A 19,179-nucleotide genomic window follows, 5' to 3' on the forward strand; every position below is an offset into this window, starting at 1 on the left:
CAGATTTCACATTGCTTATCTAGTACGTCAGTGCAATCTAGAGTGGGAATAATAACAATAAGTAGGAGATACTATGTTCAACAAGATGCCTTCGTGGCTGCTCCCAAGTCTAGTGGCCAGTGCAGTGGCCCTCTCCATCACCGCCTGTTCCTCAGATGATGAAGATACCCCTAACGTCGAGACACCACCTGTTACCACTACACCAACGGATCCCGGCCCAAGCTTTCCCGTCGGCGCCATCATCATAGAAGATGGTGAAAACCTCACCACCCGCATCCAGGAAGCCCTGATCAACGCCCAGAGCAATGATGTGATCGTGCTGCCCAAGGGCTACTTTAAGATAGCGTCGACCCTGCTGTTTGACGGCGACGTGGACGGTGACGGTGCCTATGCCAAGAACATCACCATCATGGGCTATGGCATGGAAGAGACCGTGCTAGACTTCTCCGAGTCGATCACTGGCGATGGTATCTTCGTGCAGAACGCCGTTAACATCACCATCCAGGATCTCTCGGTCAATGAGGCTAAGAACAACGGCATCAAGCTGAAAAACACCAACGGCATCATCTTAAGACGCCTTGCTACAGTATGGGAAGGTGCACTGGATGAAGACAACGGCGCCTATGGCCTCTATCCGGTAGAGTGTGAAAACATCCTCATCGAAGACACCTATGTTCGCGGTAGTGCGGACGCCGGTATCTATGTGGGTCAGTCTGAATACATAGTGGTTCGCCGTAATATCGCCAAGGAAAACGTCGCCGGTATCGAGATTGAAAACTCTAAATACGCCGACGTCTATGACAACGAAGCCATGGGTAACACAGGCGGCATCCTGGTGTTCGATCTGCCAATCAACAACCATAGATATGGCTCCAGCGTGCGTATCTTCAACAACAAGGTGTATAACAACAATACCCCTAACTTCGCCAACGCCTCCTCTAACCCTGCCGGAGTGCATATCGTGCCGCCAGGCACAGGGGTGATCATCCTCTCCACTAACGATGTGGAGATCTTCAACAACGAGATCACCGGCCACGATACCTTAGGCGTGACCGTATCCAGCTTCTTCATCGCCGAGCCAGACATGACCAGCTTTGTGGGCAACTATGGCCAGCCGGGCCAACCCATAGAAGATGGCTGGCGCCCGACACCACGCAACATCTATCTGCATGACAACGTCATCACAGACTATGGCAAGAAGCCCAATGGCTATCTGATTGAAGATATCATCAAGGCCTACCTGCTGAGCCACGGCGCCTTCCCGGGGATCCTCTACGATGGCCTGGGCGAGATGCTCTCCAACAACGGCACCGCCGCCTATCTGGGGCTTAAGGAGTTGCCTTTTGCCGATGATGGCAGCGACAACATCTGTGCCCGGGATAACGGCGATGTCTCCTTCGGTCGTCTCTATGCCAACAGCAACACAGATATCAGCATCGCCGACGTCCTCTATGAGAAGACCCAGGATAAGATCATGAACTGTGCCCAGGTCAGTTTGCCCGTGCATACTGTCACCTTTGGCGATCAGATCTTCGGCTGCGGCGTGGATGACGATGTCGAGGGCTGTGACGGCGGCAACCTGGTCGGTGGCGGCGGCACCATAGGCGAAGGTGAAGGTGGTCTGGTGGGCGATGGTGACCTTAGTCTGTGTAGCACCACCACCCCTGGCGTAAATTGGGATGCCCTGCTGGGCGCCAACTGCCCTAACCTCTCAGACTATCAGCTGTTTGCCGATACTAAGGATCCGAGCACTGGGGCGAACTCAGGCGGTATTCCTTACGATCTCAACACTCAGCTGTTTACCGACTATGCCAGCAAGTATCGCTTCGTCTTCGTGCCAGAGGGCAAGGTGGCCAACTACTCGGCCAACGAGAGCATGGACTTCCCGGTTGGTACTGTGATCACTAAGACCTTCGCCCTGCCAAGTGATACCAGCAAGCGCGGCGTGGCCAACGAGACACTGGTCGAGACCCGACTGTTGATTAAGCGCGCCACCGGCTGGTCGGCCCTACCCTATGTGTTTAACGCAGAGCAGACAGATGCCGTGCTGGCCAAGGCCGGAGCTATCCAGGCCAAGCAAGTGGTTCACAACGGCAAGACGCTGGACTTCGACTATGTGGTCCCCAGCATGAACCAGTGTAAGCAGTGTCACCAGTTTAAGAGTGATGATGCAAGTAACGCGGTATTCGTGCCCATAGGCCCTAAGGCGCGCCATCTGAACAAGGACTATGCCTATAGCGACGGCACCATGAATCAGCTGATGAAGTGGCAGACCGCCGGTATCTTGCAGGGCGTGCCAGACACGGCAAGCATCCCCACAGTGCCCGCCTTCCACGATGGTGATGAGGCCAAGGTGGCAGCCATGACAGATGCCGAGCTGATGCAAACCGCCAAGGGCTACCTGGATATCAACTGCGCTCACTGTCACCGCCCAGAAGGCAACGCCTCTAACACAGGCCTGAAGCTGGAGTACTGGCGTACCTACGAGGAGGACAGCGGCTATTCTCACGGTACCTGTAAGTCGCCAATCGCCTATGGCGGCGGCTCGCTGAGCTACGACGTGGTGCCTGGCTCGAGCGAGACCTCTATCCTGCACTTCCGTATGGATAGCACGGTACCTGGCGATCGCATGCCTGAGATAGGTCGCAGCCTGTCCCACACCGAAGGCACGGCCTTGATTGCCGAGTGGATCAAGCGATTACCGCTGGCCACCTGCTCTCAATAATTCCAACACAAGGGCCGCCATCTAGCGGCCCTTTTTCTCACGAGCCGAAACTATGTTAACCAGCCCAGTAAAAGGTTTGCTGCCGCTTTCGAGCCCAGTTCTATTAGCTCTCTTGCTGTTATGCCTCACGGCCTGCGGCGGCAGCGATGACTCCTCGACCAATCAAACAGGCACAGACACCAACCAGCCCGGAACGCCTGTGACCCCGCCGACGGGCGGCACAGATCCCTCATCGGATATATGCGATAGCCAGGAGGGGGAGATCAACTGGCAGGCGCTGATGGAGCAAGACTGCCAGCTTCTGTCCCAATATCGGCTGTTTCAGCAGCCTGATAAACCAACAGCGGATCCTAATGGGCCAGGTTTTAGCTATCAACTCTCGAGCCAACTGTTTACCAACTACGCCCATAAATACCGTTTCATCTTCCTGCCCGATGGCAGCCAAATCGACTATCACCCGAGCGATACCTTCAACCTCCCCGTAGGCTCTGTGCTGGTCAAGACCTTTGCCCTGCCGAGCGACACCCAGCTCACAGGTGAAGCCAACGAGACCTTGGTCGAGACCCGGCTGCTTATCCACCGCGAAAAAGGCTGGACGGCGCTGCCCTATCTCTGGCAAGGCGGCGAGGCGCGTCTCGCCGTTGCCGGCGCCAATCAGGCCCACAGCCTGACGCGTCAGGGCGAGCAGCTGGAGTTCACCTACCATGTGCCCAGCCGGGCGGAATGCAAGGTGTGCCATCAACGCGCCGGTGACAAAGGCGCCCAGATCTATCCCATAGGCCTCAAGCCCTACCTGCTTAACCATGAGGTGTTAGTCGAGAATCAGACGGTGAATCAGCTCGAACATTGGCGCGACCAGGGGCGCTTGAAAGGCCTGCCGCAGGGCGGCGCCCCAGATTCGGCGCCTGCAATCACAGATGAGAGCGGCGATCTGACCATTAGAGCCAAGGGATATTTGGATATCAACTGCGCCCACTGTCACAGAGCCGAAGGCTTTGCCAGCATCTCAGGCCTGCGCCTGGGTTTCTATGTGGATCACACCAGCTATCTATATGGGATCTGTAAGCAGCCACCGGGCTGGGACGGCGGCGAGAAGGGCCTCTCCTACGACATCATCCCCGGAGATAGCGAGCACTCCATCTTGCTCTATCGCCAGATGCTCGATGCCCCCAAAGATCGTATGCCGCCCATAGGCCGCAGCCTTAGCCATGTGGAGGCATTGACCGTGCTACAAAGCTGGATAGATCGCCTGTCGCCAAGTTTAGGCAACTGCCAGCATGCAGGCTAGATCTTGCGAATAAACTGGCCTGGCGGCAGACCAAGCCAGTGTTTGAAGCTCTGACGAAAATGGCTCACATCGCCGAACCCCATTATGTCGGCGATATCCACTATGCTCTTGTCACCCTGAACGATGAGACCAATGGCCGTCTGGCAGCGCACCTGATCCACCAGCTTCTGATAGCTGGTGCCGGCACTCGCCAGGTGTCGTCTCAGGGTACGATCACTCATGTTGAGTCTTAGCGCCATCGACTCCAGCTTAGGGTTATTGGGAAAATCCTGGTTTAGGATGGCCAACACTTTCTCGATCAAGGAGGTGTCATGCAGGGCCTGCTCATCAAGTTGCAGCAGAGAGAAGTCATACACAACAGGCAGCGAAAGCATTTCATGGGAGATGGCCCACTCGAAAAACTCGTGATTAAAGCTCACCTCGGCCCGGCAAAACCCTGCCAGAAATTCACTGTCGTGAGCCGGAGTGGCCAGCAGCACCCGCTTGAGTGTCACCATCTGACCCGTGAGCTGACGCGCCAGGGCTAACATGGAGCAGACGCTGTTTTGAAACTGCAGGCTGAAATATCGCGCCGAGATCTTCGCCGTATTGAGCCAGCGAAAATAGAGGCATCGCTCGCCATGGCTCACCAAGGTATCGGAGACGCTGCCCACCAGCTCGGGATGGGCGATAACAAACTCAAGGCATTCACCTAAGGTCTGACACTTGGCCAGATAGGGCCAGATAAGCGCCAGCTCTTCCACCTTGTAGGTCTCGCCGAGCCGCGCACCTATCTGAGGGTCATCGGCTAAGTTCCCCAGAAAGGCCATGGCGTAATCCACTTGCCAGACATAGACAAAGTTTAACCTGGCCAGCTCGTTTAGCCCCAGGCCTATCTCCTGACACAGCTGCTCGGCATGATGCTTGCCGTAACGCTCGGCTAGGAAATGAACCAGGCTTCTCAGTTCATAGGCGGGATAAGATTGATCGCCAACTTTTAATGTCGCCTGATAGCGGGTATTACTCGTCATCTCATCATTACAACATCCAAGGATAATAGTATTTTGTATAAGATTTTAGGGACGAGTAAAAGCCCAGTAGGGATAAAAGGTTACAAATATGTAAAAACCCGCCGAGAGCGGGTTTTTATCCGGTGAAAGTCACAAGCCTTAGTTAAGAGGTTGATTCTTTTCCGCCAAGCGATTGAACACGGCATTGACCGCCAGTGAGGCGCTGTGGGCAAGCTTGTCGGCAATCTTCTTCTTCAGCTGATAGCGAACCTTGATCACTGTCTTCTCTTCGGCAAGCTTCATCACCACATCGTCGCTGGTAGAGAGGCCATCGACCAGACCAAGATCCAACGCCTGCTGACCATACCAGTGCTCACCTGTCGCCACCTTGGCAATGTCCAATGTAGGACGGTACTTGCTGATGAAGGCTTTAAACAGTACATGGGTCTCTTCCAGCTCTTCCTGGAACTTCTGTCTTCCTTCGTCGGTGTTTTCACCAAACAGGGTCAGGGTACGCTTGAAGTCACCGGCGGTGTGCTGCTCATAATCTATATCATGCTTCTTCAGCAGGCGATTGAAGTTAGGGATCTGCGCAACCACACCGATAGAACCGACGATGGCAAAAGGCGCGGCATAGATGGTATTGGCCACACAGGCCATCATATAGCCGCCGCTCGCGGCCACCTTGTCGACACAGATGGTCAGTGGGATCTGTGCGCTGCGCAGTCTGTCGAGCTGGCTGGCCGCCAAGCCATAGCCATGCACCATGCCGCCGCCACTCTCGACATTGACCACCACTTCGTCGCCTTGCTCGGCAATGGCCAGGATGGCGCTGATCTCTTCTCGCAGTGACGCCACTTCATGGGCATCTATGCTGCCCTTGAAGTCGATAACAAATACGCGAGGCGTAGGCGCGGCTTCGCCATCGGCCTTCTCTGCCTTCTCCTTGGCTTTGGCCTCGGCCTTGAGGCCCTTCTCGTAGGCCTTAAACTGCTTCTTGCTCAGCAGTTCTTCCTTTAAGTCGTGTTTGAGTGCCTTAAGATCTTCAGACACATTGGTCAGCTTAAGCTCACCCTTATCGGCCTTCTGCTTCACCGCCGATGCCAGCACCAACACCACGACGGCGACGATAGCCACCACTATGGTGACGGCTTTCGCCAGAAAGAGTCCATACTCGTACAAAAATTCCAAAATTCAGCTCCGTGATCAGGCCTTTAAAATCTGGCCGCTATTCTATCAGCCCTGAGGGCAATAACAAATCCAGCCATAAAAAAACCCAGCCAGGCTGGGTTTTTATTTTATCCTTTTTGGATTTAGGCTTAGTTAGCTGGCACAGCGCAAGGCTGAATCACTGAATCATCCTGCACCAGTACACTTGCCTGGCCCTTACCCGCAGTCAGGGCAAACGCGGCAACTTGCTGCTGCATCTCAACCGTAGCTGCGGCGGCGCTACCATCTGTCACACCAGGAACCTCACTTGGGCTAATCAGCGAGCTGTGATGCCCCTTGCTAAAGCGCACGGCGCCAGAGCCAACTGTCGTGGTATCTATACACTCAAGACCCAGGTTGGCAATCAGCGGCTCGGTACCCGCCACAGGGAACTTGTCTACGCGATTAGGTAGCACCTGATCCCCTAAGTTGCTGCCATCTCCCACGATTTCAATCAGATGTACAGGCAGGCCAGTCGATTTAAGCGTAGCTGCATGGTTGATAGGATCCGCACCATCTACCGCAGTTTGTACCGCGAAGGCGAAGGTTGGAATGAACTCGGCATACACAGCCTGAACCAGCGCCGCATACTCAGGCGTACCAGGCTCATAACCGGCAACGTTTGCCTCGTCCACCAACGCCTTGAAGGTATCGCTGGCGGTTACATTTTCAAACAGCAGTGGGCCGAAGGTGGCAGAGCCGATGAAGGTGCCCGACAAGCCGCCAGTTGGCGCAACCAGAGAAACCGCATTGAGTTTATGCACATAGCTAAGGTCCGCACCGTTAGCCGGATGGCTCAGGCCAGAGTTAGCATAGGTAGCAAAGTCGGTGCCGACGATGGCGCCAAGGCTCAGGCCCTGTGCGCTGATCTTGGTGATATCGAACATCTGCGGCATCTGCGCGGCGGCAAGGCCACCGGCAAGCCCTGTGAGGGCGGCGCGAAGCGCTAGATGGTCAACCGTTGCCTGTCTGAAGTTATCACGTACCGCCAGAGTGCTCGCTATGTTAACAAACACCAAGGGGTTACCATTCTTAAACGCATCTGGGTTACCTATTACAGCGCCAAATGCTGGATCTGAAGCCGATACCTCATAGATGCCATCACCGTTGGCATCGAATGAGCGAGCGCCGTGCAGCGGCATATCGATGGCGATAGTGGCAACGCCCATAGCAGCATAACTACCGGCATAGGCCAGTGACATCTCTTTACCACCGCCCAGGCCATGCATGGCGATGGTGGTCGTCCAACCGCCCGTTGGCGGCGTAAATGGTAAGCCTTGTGAGGCGTAGAACTGCGCCAGACGCTCGGCGTTTGGCATAGAGATCAACACAGGGACCTTCTCTGCGCCAGTTGGTGCAGGGATAGGGTTGAACTTAGTCAGGTGCTTGGCCTTATCGGCCGGCGTGCCATCATCGAGTAGCCAGGCCTTACCCGCTAACAGGGCAGGATCGGCCAGACCCGCTGCGGGGTCGATACCGTGCGCCACGGCCTGAGCGCCGTAATTTTGCTGGCTCAGGGTACCCGATTGCAGGGCTAACAATACGGCTACAGGGCTGTCACCCAGCGCATGCCAGTTACCGTTAATGCCATTACACATCACAGAGTTACAGGCGCCATAAGTAGGCAGGGTCAGCTCTGCTACATAAACATCCGCCAGGCTAGAGACCACATAGGCCACGCCATCGGCAGGTGTCAGACCAGCCGCCTGGGCAACCGTGATCCCCAGCGGATGCGGTTGAGGCACTGAGATAGACGGCGCAAAAGGTGTGCCCTCTTGCAGCATCAGTAACTTAGTCGTCTCATAGACATCGCTGATCGCCTGGGTAGTAAACAGGCCAGCATAGCTGATAGTCGCGCTATCTACGCCATGAGCGGCGACCATGCCCTTCTCATAGCTGTTCACCAGCGTTTGCAGCATCAGCTGATCGGGTGTCTGCAGCGGCTTGGTCTCGATATCGAGTTTCAGCGTGGCATAGGTGGTCGACGGCGCAATAGGGCGGCCAGCCGAGTCTTGAATCAGGTCTGTGGTGGCATACACATAAGATTGGCCCGCCTTAAGCGGCTTGAGTGGTACGATAGCGATAGTGTTGCCCGAGGCGCTGGCGACAAAGTCTACGCCAAACTGAAGCTCGTTGCCTATCTTACAGGCTGACACAGATGGTGCAGACTGACACTCGGGATCCGATGATAGCGGACCACCTACAGTGGCTTCGAACATGCGCACCGCGCCAGGCTGGGCCACAGAGGCTGCCGCCAGCGTTAACATAGTGCCGTCATGGTCGGTAGCAGGTTCAACCGTGATAGAGATGGGAGAAGTGGTAGACCAACCGTCCAGTGCGCCCAGCGCCATCTGAGGGTCGGTGTAATCGCTTGAGCCGTCGGCTTTTTCGCCCGGCATGGTCAGGGTACCGTCAGTGGTACCGCTAAAGAGTAGATCGTTGGGTAATGGTACCTTCTTGTTTTCAGGATCGAATACCATATGTGAAAGAGGGATTAGCGGCTCAGTCTTCTCTGCGAGTTGATCGACGCTATCTTCGCTACAACCAGCCATTCCCAATGCGGATGCAATTGCGACACCCAAAAAGAGTCTTTTCATCTTTTTTCCCCAAATCTTGTTGTAATAATTTTGTTTTCCCCAAAAATTGGTCACAATAGTCTTCCTTGTGTGACCAATAGGACTTTTACCGTCCTTATTGCCACTCAAGTTAACGCAAAATTATTGAGTTAGCTACAATTTTGTCACACACAAACAACAGATTGACGGTCATTAATCAATCATTTGTTTAAAACATGCGTATTAGGCTCGAATAAATCATAGAAATGGCGGGGATTTCCGCTTACAGGAAAAATTGACTCATGTTGGAATATCAGGCAGCAAAAGATTTACTTAAAGATAAAACGATACTGGTCACTGGCGCCGGAGATGGTATTGGCCGCGCCGCTGCTCTGGCCTACGCCGAACATGGTGCCACCGTTATCTTGCTTGGCAAGACAGTCAAGAAGCTGGAAGCCGTCTATGACGAGATAGAACAGGCCGGCTACCCTACCCCTGCTATCGTGCCACTCGATCTCAAAGGCGCCACAGAGCAAAACTACCAGGATATGGCCGAAACCATAGAGCAGCAGTTTGGTCACCTCGACGGCCTGCTGCACAACGCCAGCCTGCTAGGCGTGTTAGGCCCATTCGAACATATCTCGATGGATTCGGTCAAGGAAGTACTACAGGTTAACCTGGTCGCCGAGATCATGATGACCAAGGCGCTGCTGCCTGTTATGAAGAAAGCCCCTTCTGCGTCTATCCTGTTCACCTCCAGCAGCGTTGGCCGTCAGGGACGCGCCTTCTGGGGTGAGTATGCCATCTCAAAATTTGCCACCGAAGGCATGATGCAGTCTCTGGCACACGAATATGAAGGCAGCAACCTGCGCGTCAACAGCATCAACCCAGGTGCGACTCGCACTAAGATGCGCGCCAATGCCTACCCGGCAGAGAACCCACAGGATCTCAAGGCGCCAGAAGAGATCATGGCGACCTATCTCTACCTCATGGGTGACGACGCTAAAGGCGTCACGGGCCAGCAGTTTAACGCCCAGTAGTTTCAGACTCAGCAGTTTAAGGCACGGTAGTTTAAAGCTCGGTGGTTTAAGCCTCAGTCATAGCTCACGCGCCCGCTTTTATAGGCGTGTTTTACTGTCTATCAGTAAGATGACCAGCTAAAGCTAGACACAAAAAAGGGAAGCATCTGCTTCCCTTTTCTAATAACTGTCAAAAACAGCTTAGCAATTACTTGTACTTGCGCATGACCAAGGTAGCGTTTGTGCCACCGAAGCCAAAGCTGTTGCTCATGATAGTGTTAAGCTCGGCATCACGATATTCGGTCACGATAGGCATACCTTGCGCCTTCTCGTCGAGAGTATCGATGTTGATGCTTGGCGCGATGAAGCTGTTCTCCATCATGATCAGGCTGTAGATCGCCTCATGCACACCCGCGGCGCCCAGAGCATGACCAGTCAGAGACTTGGTCGATGCGATAGCAGGCAGGTTGTCACCGAAGGTTTCGGCCAAGGCTTCCAGCTCACGCATGTCGCCAACAGGCGTTGAAGTACCATGAGTGTTGATGTAGTCGATCGGTGTGTCTACACCTTCGAGGGCCATCTTCATGCAACGCACCGCGCCTTCGCCCGATGGTGCAACCATGTCGTAACCATCTGAAGAAGCACCGTAACCGATCACTTCGGCATAGATCTTAGCGCCGCGAGCGAGCGCATGCTCAAGCTCTTCGACAACCACGATCCCGCCGCCGCCAGAGATAACAAAACCATCACGGTCCGCATCATAGGTACGAGAAGCCTTCTCAGGGCAGTCGTTATACTTAGTCGACAGTGCGCCCATGGCGTCGAAGCCCATGGTCAGGGTCCAATCCACCTCTTCGGCACCACCGGCGAAGACCATGTCTTGCTTACCCATCTGGATCAATTCAACAGCATGGCCGATACAGTGAGCACTGGTTGCACAAGCCGAACTGATTGAGTAGTTCATGCCCTTGATCTTAAACGGCGTGGCCAAACAGGCACTGGCCGTGCTCGACATGATGCGTGGCACGATATAAGGGCCTACACGCTTCACACCTTTTTCACGCAGGGTATCGGCCGCCTGAACCTGGTTAGCCGATGACGCACCGCCAGTACCGGCGATGATACCGACGCGGTGATTTGAATATTGTTCTTCGGTGAGGCCAGCATCGGCTATCGCTTGCTCCATGGCAATATAAGCGTATGCGGCTGCATCACCCATAAAACGTAATGCTTTACGGTCGATATGTTCTTTAGGGTCTAACTTAATGTCGCCCCAAACATGGCTACGAAGCTTCATTTCTTCAAACTGATCTGAGTGGGTAATACCACTGCGACCCGCTTTGAGTGACTCGGTGACTTCTTGCTTGTTGTTACCGATACTTGACACTATGCCAAGGCCGGTGATCACGACTCTTTTCATTATTTACTATCCATTCCGTACGTCTAGTACCAATTTAGCTGCGCCAATAGTATCGCTTTTACTGCATTTAAGTGGTCAGCTTTCCATAAAGGCAGGTAAAATAATGCCTAATATCCCCTTGAGAGTAAATTCATTGGCTACCGAACACCCGAATAACGCACAAAATAGTGACAAAATGCCTACATTCGAAGAAATTTTCAGCCATTTATCGGCGATAACGGGTCAAAACACTCCCCACATTATCGCCCTACTCCCAAGATGTGACGCCAACTGGCCCGTGGCACTGCTAGCAGATCGATTAAAACAAGCCCATGCTAGGCAGCCTCTTCATCTTCACCTGTTTGCCCAGCATCAGGCGCCATGGCTGCTCGCACTTACCAACTGTGACGCCTTCACCTCATCAGCCAGAGAGCAAATTAAGGCGATTGCCGAGGCCCAAGTGTCCGGTTGCCACAGGATAAAACTAGCAAGCACCCAGCTCATTATAGACATTCACCTGGGCGAGCCGCTCTCGCAGCTCAAGGCCTTGATCGCTCCGAGCGAGCCAAGTCAAGCCATCCATAGCTGGCTGGTCGACCAAGATCTCCTGGATGAAGCAATCATCTGGCAGATGGCGCGCCTCAGCCAGGATAACGCCAATATACTGCTAGCCGCTGCAAAACTTTCCGATGAAAAACGCTCGGATGTGCGACTTGCTCACCCCGGTAATATTAGCGCGGATAACGCATCGTTGGGCACAGACTCAAATCCTAAACCGGCCGCAGCTACCGCAAACGAGCTGACCGAGCGAGTCACCACGGCGGGATTTACCTGCTATCGCCTTAACCTATCTGCCAAAGATGACCGCTTGATGACTCTGGCAGATAAGCCGAGCAAAGCATCAATGGATATCGCAATGCAGGAGCGTCGCGCCCTGAGGCGTCAACAAAATGATGGGCTTGCCTTCAATCCCCTGCATCAAGGATATGCAGGAGAAACCGCCATCATAGGTGGCGGGGTGGCTAGCGCGAATTTAGCACTCTCTCTGGCCGAGCGCGGCAAGTCGGTTAGTCTCTTCTGTATGGATAAGGCGCCCGGCGAGCAAGCCTCGGGCAACAAACAGGGCGCCATCTATCCACTGCTCACGCCCGAGCACGGCAGCCTGAGCCACTACTTCTTGCAAGGCTATCTCTTTAGCCGCCAGCGCATCGCTCACTTGGTCGATGCCGGCCACGAGATCCCCCATGACTTTTGCGGTGTGTTACAGACAGGTCATGATGAACGCAGCCATAAGCGCCTGGCTAAGATCATCAATACCCAGCCCTGGGCTGACTCTATCGCTCAGGCCGTCAATGCGATAGAGGCTACGGCGCTTGCCGGCGTCACCATAGAGCATGAGGGGATCTACTACCCGCTCGGTGGCTGGGTATCGCCCCAGGCATTTACCCGCGCGGCCATCAGCCTAGCCGAGCAGCTCGGTAAGCAGAGCACACACTACCAATGCCAGATCACAGCTATTCGGTTCGAAGATCAGCAATGGTATCTGATCACAGTGCAGCAAGGTCAGAGGCAAGAATTTGGCCCCTTTGCCAACCTAGTGCTGGCCAATGGCCGTCACCTGACCGATTTTTCGCAAACGGCACACTTACCCATCAGCGGTTTTCGCGGCCAGGTCAGCCATATCCCGGCAAGAGCACCACTTGCCGAGCTTAAGACGGTACTCTGCGCCCACGGCTATCTCACGCCCGCCCACGACAGGCTGCACTGTACGGGCGCCAGCTATGTGAAAGACGCAAGTAATCTCGACTACAGCGCGGTGGAACAAGTAGAGAACCTAGATAAGATCCGCACCAGCTACGGCGGAGACTGGACGAAGGCCGTGGACATCACAGGCCATAGCGCTCGCGTAGGCGTGCGCATGGTGACTAGGGATCACGCCCCCATGATGGGCTGCGCCCCAGATTTCGAGGCGATATTGGCAGCCTACGGCGAGCACCAGCATACCAAGGAGAGTGCCAAATATTGGCAGGCTACACCTGCTCCTGTGCATCATGGTCTGTATATTCTCGGCGGACTCGGCTCCCGCGGTCTCACCTCGGGTCCATTGGCGGCAGAGATCTTAGCCGCTCAGCTGTGCGGCGAGCTGCTACCTGCGACGAATGATATATTAACCCTGCTCAACCCCAATCGTATGTGGATGAGAAAGCTTATCAAGGGTAAGGCGCTGTGAGAAAGGATTAAAACCTCGCCCGTTTAGCAACCAAAAGACGATGGTCACTCCTTGGCATGATTAACGATATAGCCACCAGATAACAAAACGCCGACTCAAGGAGTCGGCGTTTTCATTGTATAAATAAGGCTAAGACTTTACCTTGACGCGGTTGTTGGTGTCTCTGCTAGCCCGAATGAGCTCATCCCCTGCGAGGTGTTCGCCCTTCGCCAGCCGATCATAGAGCAACACATTAACCGAGGAGGCCAGATTCATACAGCCCACTGTTGGGACATAGACCACCTCATCGGCACGATCGATAAGCGCCTGATCTAGGGTGCCGTCTTCTGGGCCGAAGAGATAGATGGCTTTCTCTGGATGAATAAACGCCGGCAGCGGCGTGGCGCCTTCCACCAGGTCGACACAGATCACCTTAGTATCGACATCGAGCTCATCCAGCAATGACTCGACCCCTTTTAGCGGAATATGCTGACTCACCCGCTTGGTGTCTGTGTTGTACTGCTCGCCCCTGTGCTGTGCGGCCAGCGCATAACGCTTGCCCGTGTATCGCACCTCATCGGCACGATAACAGCCGGCGGCGCGCATCACGCCGCCCACGTTGGTAGGGCTCTTGGGGTTTTGCAGCCCGATAATCGCCTTGCTTGTGTTAGCCATGACTAGGCGCTGGCCACCTGAGCCATCTTCTCGCGCAGTTCATTCCAGGCGTTGATCACCAGCGCAAGGTCGGCAGGCTCTAGCTCAGACTTGGCCGTCTCCAAACAGGCCTGCATCTTAGTATCCAGCGCCTGGTAATCCTGAGACTCTTCCACTTCGAGTTCAGACAGGACTACGGCGACATGGCCCTGCAGGTAACCGCTGGCGAAGAGTTGATCGTCATCACCGCCTGTAACCTTGGTGGCGATCCACTCGTCTAATGCTTGCTCATACTGCTCTAACATTGCGTCTCCAATTATCATTTCGCTACTCAGGCTGGCCGATTAAATCTGGGCTGACTAAATCTGGGCTGATTAAGTCAGGATTAGCCACCTGATACATCACATAATCGTGGTAGCCGGTCACGACTTTATAATAACCACATAATTCGCTGTCTAACTCTGGGTCGCCACTATCCACAATTAAGGGCCGACCTTCAAGTGCTTTTAACTTAGTTTTTGTCGCCAGGATGATAATATTTTCTTTGCCGACCTGACGAATCAGCGCTGGCGACAGCTGCTGATTACCCCGCCCCAGGATATGCCCTTGCCCGCCGATGAGGGTGATCACTAACTTGCACTGACGATTGGCAGTCTGCTCGAGCAGCGACTGAGCGCTCATATCGCTGGCAACAAGCTCGCCCTCCTCAATCAAGTCCACCCCCAGCAGGGTGTTATCCTGCCCAAGCTCCTCCATCACGGCGGCGACTGTGCTACCAGAGCCCATGATGGCAAGGCCATCGTCTATCTGCTCGATCGCCTCGGCGGCAATGTCCGCCAGCACCAACTCATCGACCTCTTTACCGCCCATCTTAACGGCCTGAATGTAGCGTGGCTCGGCAGGCACCTGCATCTCGCCGAATCGGCGCGCCCGCACCACCCCTTGCCTGAAGGCTACCTCGTCGATGTCCATCACATCGGCCGACATCAGGCTCACCAGAGCCCCTTCGAGCAGCAACTTGACCACCATACCCGAGGCGTGGGGCGTAATGCCGTAGACGCCCGAGTGAATCTTCACCCCGGCAGGCACCCCCAGCACGGGCTGAGCCTCATCGATGACCTCAAACAGGTCCCGCGCCGTACCGTCACCACCGGCAAACAACAAGAGATCCACGCCCGCTTGTTGCAGCGCCGCCGCGGCAGCCTGGGTATCGCTGGCCGCCGTCGTCTCGCCCGCCTGATAGACCACCTGATGCTTAAACCCCTGCTGATCGGCCAAATCGGCTCCCATGGCACCGGAGGCGGTAACGATAGTGATCTTTTGCTGATAGGGTTTAATCACCTCAAGCGCCTGGGCCATTCTCAGGTGCGCCTTGGGCTCGGCGCCGCGAGCGATAGCCTCCTGCGCCACACCATCGCTGCCCTTGAGGGCCACGCTGCCCCCAAGGCCTGCCAGAGGATTGATGATCACGCCGAGGCGAAATGTCTGTTTCATGGATATTTCCTTATCATCTCTTATTGTTTTACCGCTTCACGCGCCTTAGGGATTAGGAGTACCGCGAGCATAGACAGCAATGCACAAACCGCGGCCACCAACCAACTGAGCCAGGCCTGAGAGCCATCGCCCCAGATGAAGCCACACAGCCAAGTACCCAAGGCGCCACCGACGCCGAAACTCAGGCTGGCATAGAGCGCCTGCCCCTTGCTGCGATGACGCACGTCGAATCTTTGATGCACAAACTGAATCGAGGCCGCATGCACTAAGCCAAAGGTGAAGGCGTGCAGCAACTGACTAACCCCAAGCCAGATCATGCTACTGGCACAAAAGGCCATCAGCAGCCAGCGCACCGCCGTGAAGCCGATAGAGACCACCAGCAAGGCGCTGACCCCGTAGCGCCCGAGCAGCCTTGGCGCAAACATGAACATCACTATCTCGGCCAGCACCCCAAGGGCGACATAGATGCCGGCACTGGACTCGCTGTAGCCTACCTGTTTTAGATAGAGCACAAAGAAACCATAAAATGGCCCGGCGCTCATCTGCAGTAACATAGCCGACAGCAAAAACCAGATGATGCCAGCATCTAACTTGAGCGGCGTAACCACCTGGCTGTTATCGACTTTTACCCGGGTGCTTGGCAGAGATAAGGCGCAGCCCAGCAAGCCCAGGAACAAGGCGAGGCCCACAAAGGGTAAGATCTCTGTGCCGAACTGGCTGATGGCGAAGCCCACGCTCACCACGAAGACAAGGTAGCCTAGGCTACCAAAACTGCGGATCTTGCCATACCCCCCCGTGTTCTCCCCAAGGGTCTCGAGGGTGATCACCTCGAGCTGGGCCAAAATCGCATTCCAGAAAAAGGTATAGATGCTGAGACTAATCGCTAAGTAGAGAAATCCGCCGTGATAGAAGAAGGTCATGAAGGTCACCGCCGAACAGGCGGCCCCCATCTTAACCAGCTGACCGCGCATGCCTGTTCTATCGGCCACCATGGCCCAGATATTGGGCGCTATGATGCGGGTCGCCATCAAGATGGCGAGCAGGAAACCTATCTGCTGAGCATCGAACCCTCTGTGCTCGAAGAAGACTCCAAGGTAAGGCACCAGCACGCCAAGGATCGCGAAGAAGAAAAAGTAACAGGCGCTGATCCAATGTAGTTGCTGCTGTGATGCTGACGACCCGCTGTTGGGTGTCATGCTGGAAGGAAACTTAATGTTGGACGACATTTATGTAGGGCTATTCCTAGCAGGGTTATTATCCGCTCTCATATTGTTGGGAGCGATTTATTTTAATGAGTACTTATTTTTAACTTATTGTGAGTGGCTTCTGCTACTGGCCGAAGCTTATTTATACTGGCTCGACCCCATGTTATTGTGGGCCCCATAAAAGAAGGCACATTACTGTGCCCTCTTACTCGCTTTAGATTGCGCCTTACTTCATCCCTATCACAGGGGTGATGCTCTCAACATTCATGTTTTGTGCCCTGTGTCTGAGAAGGTGATCCATCAAGACGATGGCCAGCATGGCCTCGGCAATCGGCACGGCGCGGATGCCTACGCAGGGGTCGTGGCGTCCCTTAGTGACCACCTCTGAGCGCTCACCCTGCACCGTCATGCTCTCTCCCGGCACGCTAATGCTGGAAGTCGGCTTCATGGCGATATGCGCGACAATTGGCTGACCCGATGAGATCCCGCCGAGAATGCCACCGGCATGGTTAGAGGCAAAGCCCTCTGGCGACATGAGATCCCTGTGCTCAGATCCCTTCTGATTGACTACGGCGAAACCGTCACCAATCTCAACCCCCTTAACGGCGTTGATCCCCATCAGGGCATGGGCAATATCGGCGTCGAGACGATCGAATACGGGCTCGCCCAGTCCCACAGGCACATTGGTCGCCACTACAGACACCTTGGCACCGATAGAATCACCACTCTTTTTCAGCTCGCGCATATACTCGTCGAGCTGCTCGAGCTTGCTAGCATCGGGGAAGAAGAAGGCATTTTGCTCTACCTGGTCGAAATCCAGGGTCTCGGCGCAAATAGGGCCGAGCTGAGACAGATAACCTTTAATCTCTATACTATGCACCTGCTTAAGGTATTTCTTCGCCACAGCGCCGGCCGCTACGCGCATAGCGGTTTCCCGCGCAGAAGAACGACCGCCACCGCGATAGTCTCGCAGGCCATATTTTTGCTGGTAGGTATAGTCGGCGTGACCCGGGCGGAACTGATCTTTGATGTTGGAGTAATCCTGGCTACGCTGATCGGTATTTTCGATCACCAAGCCGATGGAAGTCCCTGTGGTCTGACCCTCAAATACGCCTGAGAGTATCTTCACCTGATCCGGCTCGCGTCTGGCCGTGGTATAACGCGAGGTGCCCGGACGGCGCCTGTCGAGATCGTGTTGCATATCGGCTTCATCAATCGCCAGACCCGGAGGACAACCATCGATAATGCATCCCAGGGCCTTACCATGGCTCTCACCAAACGTCGTCACCACAAAATTTTGACCGATACTGTTACCCGACATTCGCTTACTTCACCTCTACTTAATTATTTGACCCCAGCATAACCCAAAGCCGCCAGTGGCTATATTCCTAAATCGGCTTAGTCATGCTAAGCCGATAAACCATTCACCAATCAGACTTTAGCCGACCATACATTATTCACTATCTTTGTAGATGGCGAAAAGTGATTCATTTTCAACTAACTGATCACGAGTGAGCACAAACACGCCGTCGCCACCATGTTCGAAGTTAACCCAGGTAAATGGCACCTCAGGGAATTGCTCCATAAGGTGAACCATAGAGTTGCCCACCTCGACCACTAGCAGACCATCTTGAGTCAAATAGTCGGCCGCATTGGCAAGGATGCGTTTCGTCAAATCCAGGCCATCGCGCCCCGAAGCTAACCCAAGCTCTGGCTCATGGTGATATTCATCAGGCATGTCACCAATATCTTCGGCGTCTACATAAGGCGGATTGGAGACGATAAGATCGTACTGCGGCCCCTTAGGGACGGCAGCAAACAAATTAGACTCGATAGGGAAAACCCTGTCCATCACCCCTAAGGATTCAACGTTGATCTGCGCCACTTCCAGCGCGTCACTGCTGATATCGATAGCGTCGACCTCTGCATCTTCAAACTCATAGGCACAGGCGATGGCAATGCAAGCGCTACCGGTACAGAGATCTAAGATACGGTCTACCGGCTTGTTATAGAGCCAAGGGCTGAAACGGTTTGCGATCATCTCGGCAATGGGCGAGCGCGGCACCAACACCCTTTCATCCACATAAAACTCGAGGCCGGCAAAGAAGGCGCGGTTGGTCAAATAAGGCACGGGCAGACGCTCACGTACCCGGCGAATGATGAGTTCGACAATCTTATGCTTTTCGCTACTGGTCAGATTGCTATGGATCACCTGCTGGCCAATCTCTTCTGGCAGATGCAGCGCATGGAATACGAGAGCGATGGCTTCATCCCAAGCGTTATCGGTACCATGACCATAGTAGATATTGGCATCGTTGAAGCGGCTCACCGCCCAACGTAACATATCGCCGATTGTACGTAATTCCGTCACGGCTTCATCAACAAAAATCTTGTCCAAAACTGGCTCCCGCTAGATAGTTCCGCCTCATTGTA

Annotated in this window: 14 protein-coding genes; 4 read left to right on the forward strand and 10 right to left on the reverse strand. The window is 54.5% G+C overall.

Translation table 11 applies throughout. The annotated features are described in order from the left end of the window. Window positions 1-73: 73 nt before the first annotated feature. Together L1D43_RS09750 and L1D43_RS09755 are read left to right on the forward strand one after the other, a co-directional pair. Complete coding sequence (locus L1D43_RS09750) at window positions 74-2,725, forward strand: parallel beta-helix domain-containing protein (protein ID WP_239851260.1); 2,652 nt, start codon at window positions 74-76, stop codon at window positions 2,723-2,725. A gap of 52 nt (window positions 2,726-2,777) precedes the next feature. Continuing rightward, complete coding sequence (locus L1D43_RS09755) at window positions 2,778-4,013, forward strand: SO2930 family diheme c-type cytochrome (RefSeq protein WP_239851261.1); 1,236 nt, start codon at window positions 2,778-2,780, stop codon at window positions 4,011-4,013. Here the strand turns inward: L1D43_RS09755 and L1D43_RS09760 are convergent. The 3 genes from L1D43_RS09760 to L1D43_RS09770 form a co-directional block, all read right to left on the reverse strand. Continuing rightward, window positions 4,010-5,023, reverse strand: a complete 1,014-nt coding sequence (locus L1D43_RS09760; RefSeq protein ID WP_239851262.1) for an AraC family transcriptional regulator — start codon at window positions 5,021-5,023, stop codon at window positions 4,010-4,012. The two genes, L1D43_RS09755 and L1D43_RS09760, sit on opposite strands and share 4 nt — an antisense overlap. 138 nt (window positions 5,024-5,161) lie before the next feature. Further along, window positions 5,162-6,193: a protease SohB gene (gene sohB / locus L1D43_RS09765; protein WP_239851263.1), complete on the reverse strand. Its 1,032-nt coding sequence runs from the start codon at window positions 6,191-6,193 to the stop codon at window positions 5,162-5,164. A 128-nt stretch (window positions 6,194-6,321) separates the two neighbouring features. Further along, window positions 6,322-8,808 carry a VolA/Pla-1 family phospholipase gene (locus L1D43_RS09770; protein ID WP_239851264.1) on the reverse strand — a complete coding sequence of 829 codons (2,487 nt, stop codon included), beginning with the start codon at window positions 8,806-8,808 and terminating at the stop codon, window positions 6,322-6,324. A 260-nt stretch (window positions 8,809-9,068) separates the two neighbouring features. Here L1D43_RS09770 and L1D43_RS09775 point away from each other — a divergent pair, with 260 nt between their 5' ends. Beyond that, the gene (locus L1D43_RS09775) at window positions 9,069-9,806 is read left to right on the forward strand and encodes a YciK family oxidoreductase (protein WP_239851266.1); all 738 of its coding nucleotides are present in this window, start codon (window positions 9,069-9,071) and stop codon (window positions 9,804-9,806) included. A 187-nt stretch (window positions 9,807-9,993) separates the two neighbouring features. On the opposite strand, the gene fabB is transcribed toward L1D43_RS09775, so the two are convergent. Then, window positions 9,994-11,205: a beta-ketoacyl-ACP synthase I gene (gene fabB / locus L1D43_RS09780; RefSeq protein WP_011866207.1), complete on the reverse strand. Its 1,212-nt coding sequence runs from the start codon at window positions 11,203-11,205 to the stop codon at window positions 9,994-9,996. A 175-nt stretch (window positions 11,206-11,380) separates the two neighbouring features. Between fabB and mnmC the strand changes: the two genes are divergently transcribed. Beyond that, window positions 11,381-13,414 carry an FAD-dependent 5-carboxymethylaminomethyl-2-thiouridine(34) oxidoreductase MnmC gene (gene mnmC, locus L1D43_RS09785; RefSeq protein WP_239851268.1) on the forward strand — a complete coding sequence of 678 codons (2,034 nt, stop codon included), beginning with the start codon at window positions 11,381-11,383 and terminating at the stop codon, window positions 13,412-13,414. Window positions 13,415-13,543: 129 nt separating this feature from the next. Here the strand turns inward: mnmC and L1D43_RS09790 are convergent, their stop codons facing one another. The 6 genes from L1D43_RS09790 to prmB all read right to left on the reverse strand — a co-directional run bounded on the left by L1D43_RS09790 (window position 13,544) and on the right by prmB (window position 19,144). Then, on the reverse strand, window positions 13,544-14,068 hold the full coding sequence (locus tag L1D43_RS09790) for an RNA methyltransferase (protein ID WP_239851270.1): 525 nt from the start codon (window positions 14,066-14,068) through the stop codon (window positions 13,544-13,546). 2 nt (window positions 14,069-14,070) lie between these two features. Next, window positions 14,071-14,352: a YfcL family protein gene (locus L1D43_RS09795; protein ID WP_239851272.1), complete on the reverse strand. Its 282-nt coding sequence runs from the start codon at window positions 14,350-14,352 to the stop codon at window positions 14,071-14,073. Between the two features lie 22 nt (window positions 14,353-14,374). Beyond that, on the reverse strand, window positions 14,375-15,541 hold the full coding sequence (locus L1D43_RS09800; RefSeq protein ID WP_239851274.1) for an ATP-NAD kinase family protein: 1,167 nt from the start codon (window positions 15,539-15,541) through the stop codon (window positions 14,375-14,377). 20 nt (window positions 15,542-15,561) lie between these two features. Continuing rightward, the gene (locus tag L1D43_RS09805) at window positions 15,562-16,737 is read right to left on the reverse strand and encodes an MFS transporter (RefSeq protein ID WP_239851968.1); all 1,176 of its coding nucleotides are present in this window, start codon (window positions 16,735-16,737) and stop codon (window positions 15,562-15,564) included. A gap of 235 nt (window positions 16,738-16,972) precedes the next feature. Continuing rightward, window positions 16,973-18,067: a chorismate synthase gene (aroC, locus tag L1D43_RS09810; protein ID WP_239851276.1), complete on the reverse strand. Its 1,095-nt coding sequence runs from the start codon at window positions 18,065-18,067 to the stop codon at window positions 16,973-16,975. A 132-nt stretch (window positions 18,068-18,199) separates the two neighbouring features. After that, entirely contained in the window at window positions 18,200-19,144 is a 945-nt protein-coding gene (gene prmB / locus L1D43_RS09815) for a 50S ribosomal protein L3 N(5)-glutamine methyltransferase (protein WP_239851277.1), read from the reverse strand. Between the last annotated feature and the right edge of the window lie 35 nt (window positions 19,145-19,179).

This window comes from Shewanella sp. Isolate8, assembly GCF_022398495.1.
Taxonomy (GTDB): domain Bacteria; phylum Pseudomonadota; class Gammaproteobacteria; order Enterobacterales; family Shewanellaceae; genus Shewanella; species Shewanella aquimarina.

Excerpts from the sequence above, each read along its gene's own strand:
- L1D43_RS09750 (WP_239851260.1), top strand. The coding sequence starts at position 74 with ATGTTCAACAAGATGCCTTCGTGGCTGCTCCCAAGTCTAGTGGCCAGT.
- L1D43_RS09755 (WP_239851261.1), top strand. The coding sequence starts at position 2,778 with ATGTTAACCAGCCCAGTAAAAGGTTTGCTGCCGCTTTCGAGCCCAGTT.
- L1D43_RS09760 (WP_239851262.1), bottom strand. The coding sequence starts at position 5,023 with ATGACGAGTAATACCCGCTATCAGGCGACATTAAAAGTTGGCGATCAA.
- L1D43_RS09770 (WP_239851264.1), bottom strand. The coding sequence starts at position 8,808 with ATGAAAAGACTCTTTTTGGGTGTCGCAATTGCATCCGCATTGGGAATG.
- L1D43_RS09775 (WP_239851266.1), top strand. The coding sequence starts at position 9,069 with ATGTTGGAATATCAGGCAGCAAAAGATTTACTTAAAGATAAAACGATA.
- fabB (WP_011866207.1), bottom strand. The coding sequence starts at position 11,205 with ATGAAAAGAGTCGTGATCACCGGCCTTGGCATAGTGTCAAGTATCGGT.
- mnmC (WP_239851268.1), top strand. The coding sequence starts at position 11,381 with ATGCCTACATTCGAAGAAATTTTCAGCCATTTATCGGCGATAACGGGT.
- L1D43_RS09790 (WP_239851270.1), bottom strand. The coding sequence starts at position 14,068 with ATGGCTAACACAAGCAAGGCGATTATCGGGCTGCAAAACCCCAAGAGC.
- L1D43_RS09795 (WP_239851272.1), bottom strand. The coding sequence starts at position 14,352 with ATGTTAGAGCAGTATGAGCAAGCATTAGACGAGTGGATCGCCACCAAG.
- L1D43_RS09800 (WP_239851274.1), bottom strand. The coding sequence starts at position 15,541 with ATGAAACAGACATTTCGCCTCGGCGTGATCATCAATCCTCTGGCAGGC.
- L1D43_RS09805 (WP_239851968.1), bottom strand. The coding sequence starts at position 16,737 with ATGACACCCAACAGCGGGTCGTCAGCATCACAGCAGCAACTACATTGG.
- aroC (WP_239851276.1), bottom strand. The coding sequence starts at position 18,067 with ATGTCGGGTAACAGTATCGGTCAAAATTTTGTGGTGACGACGTTTGGT.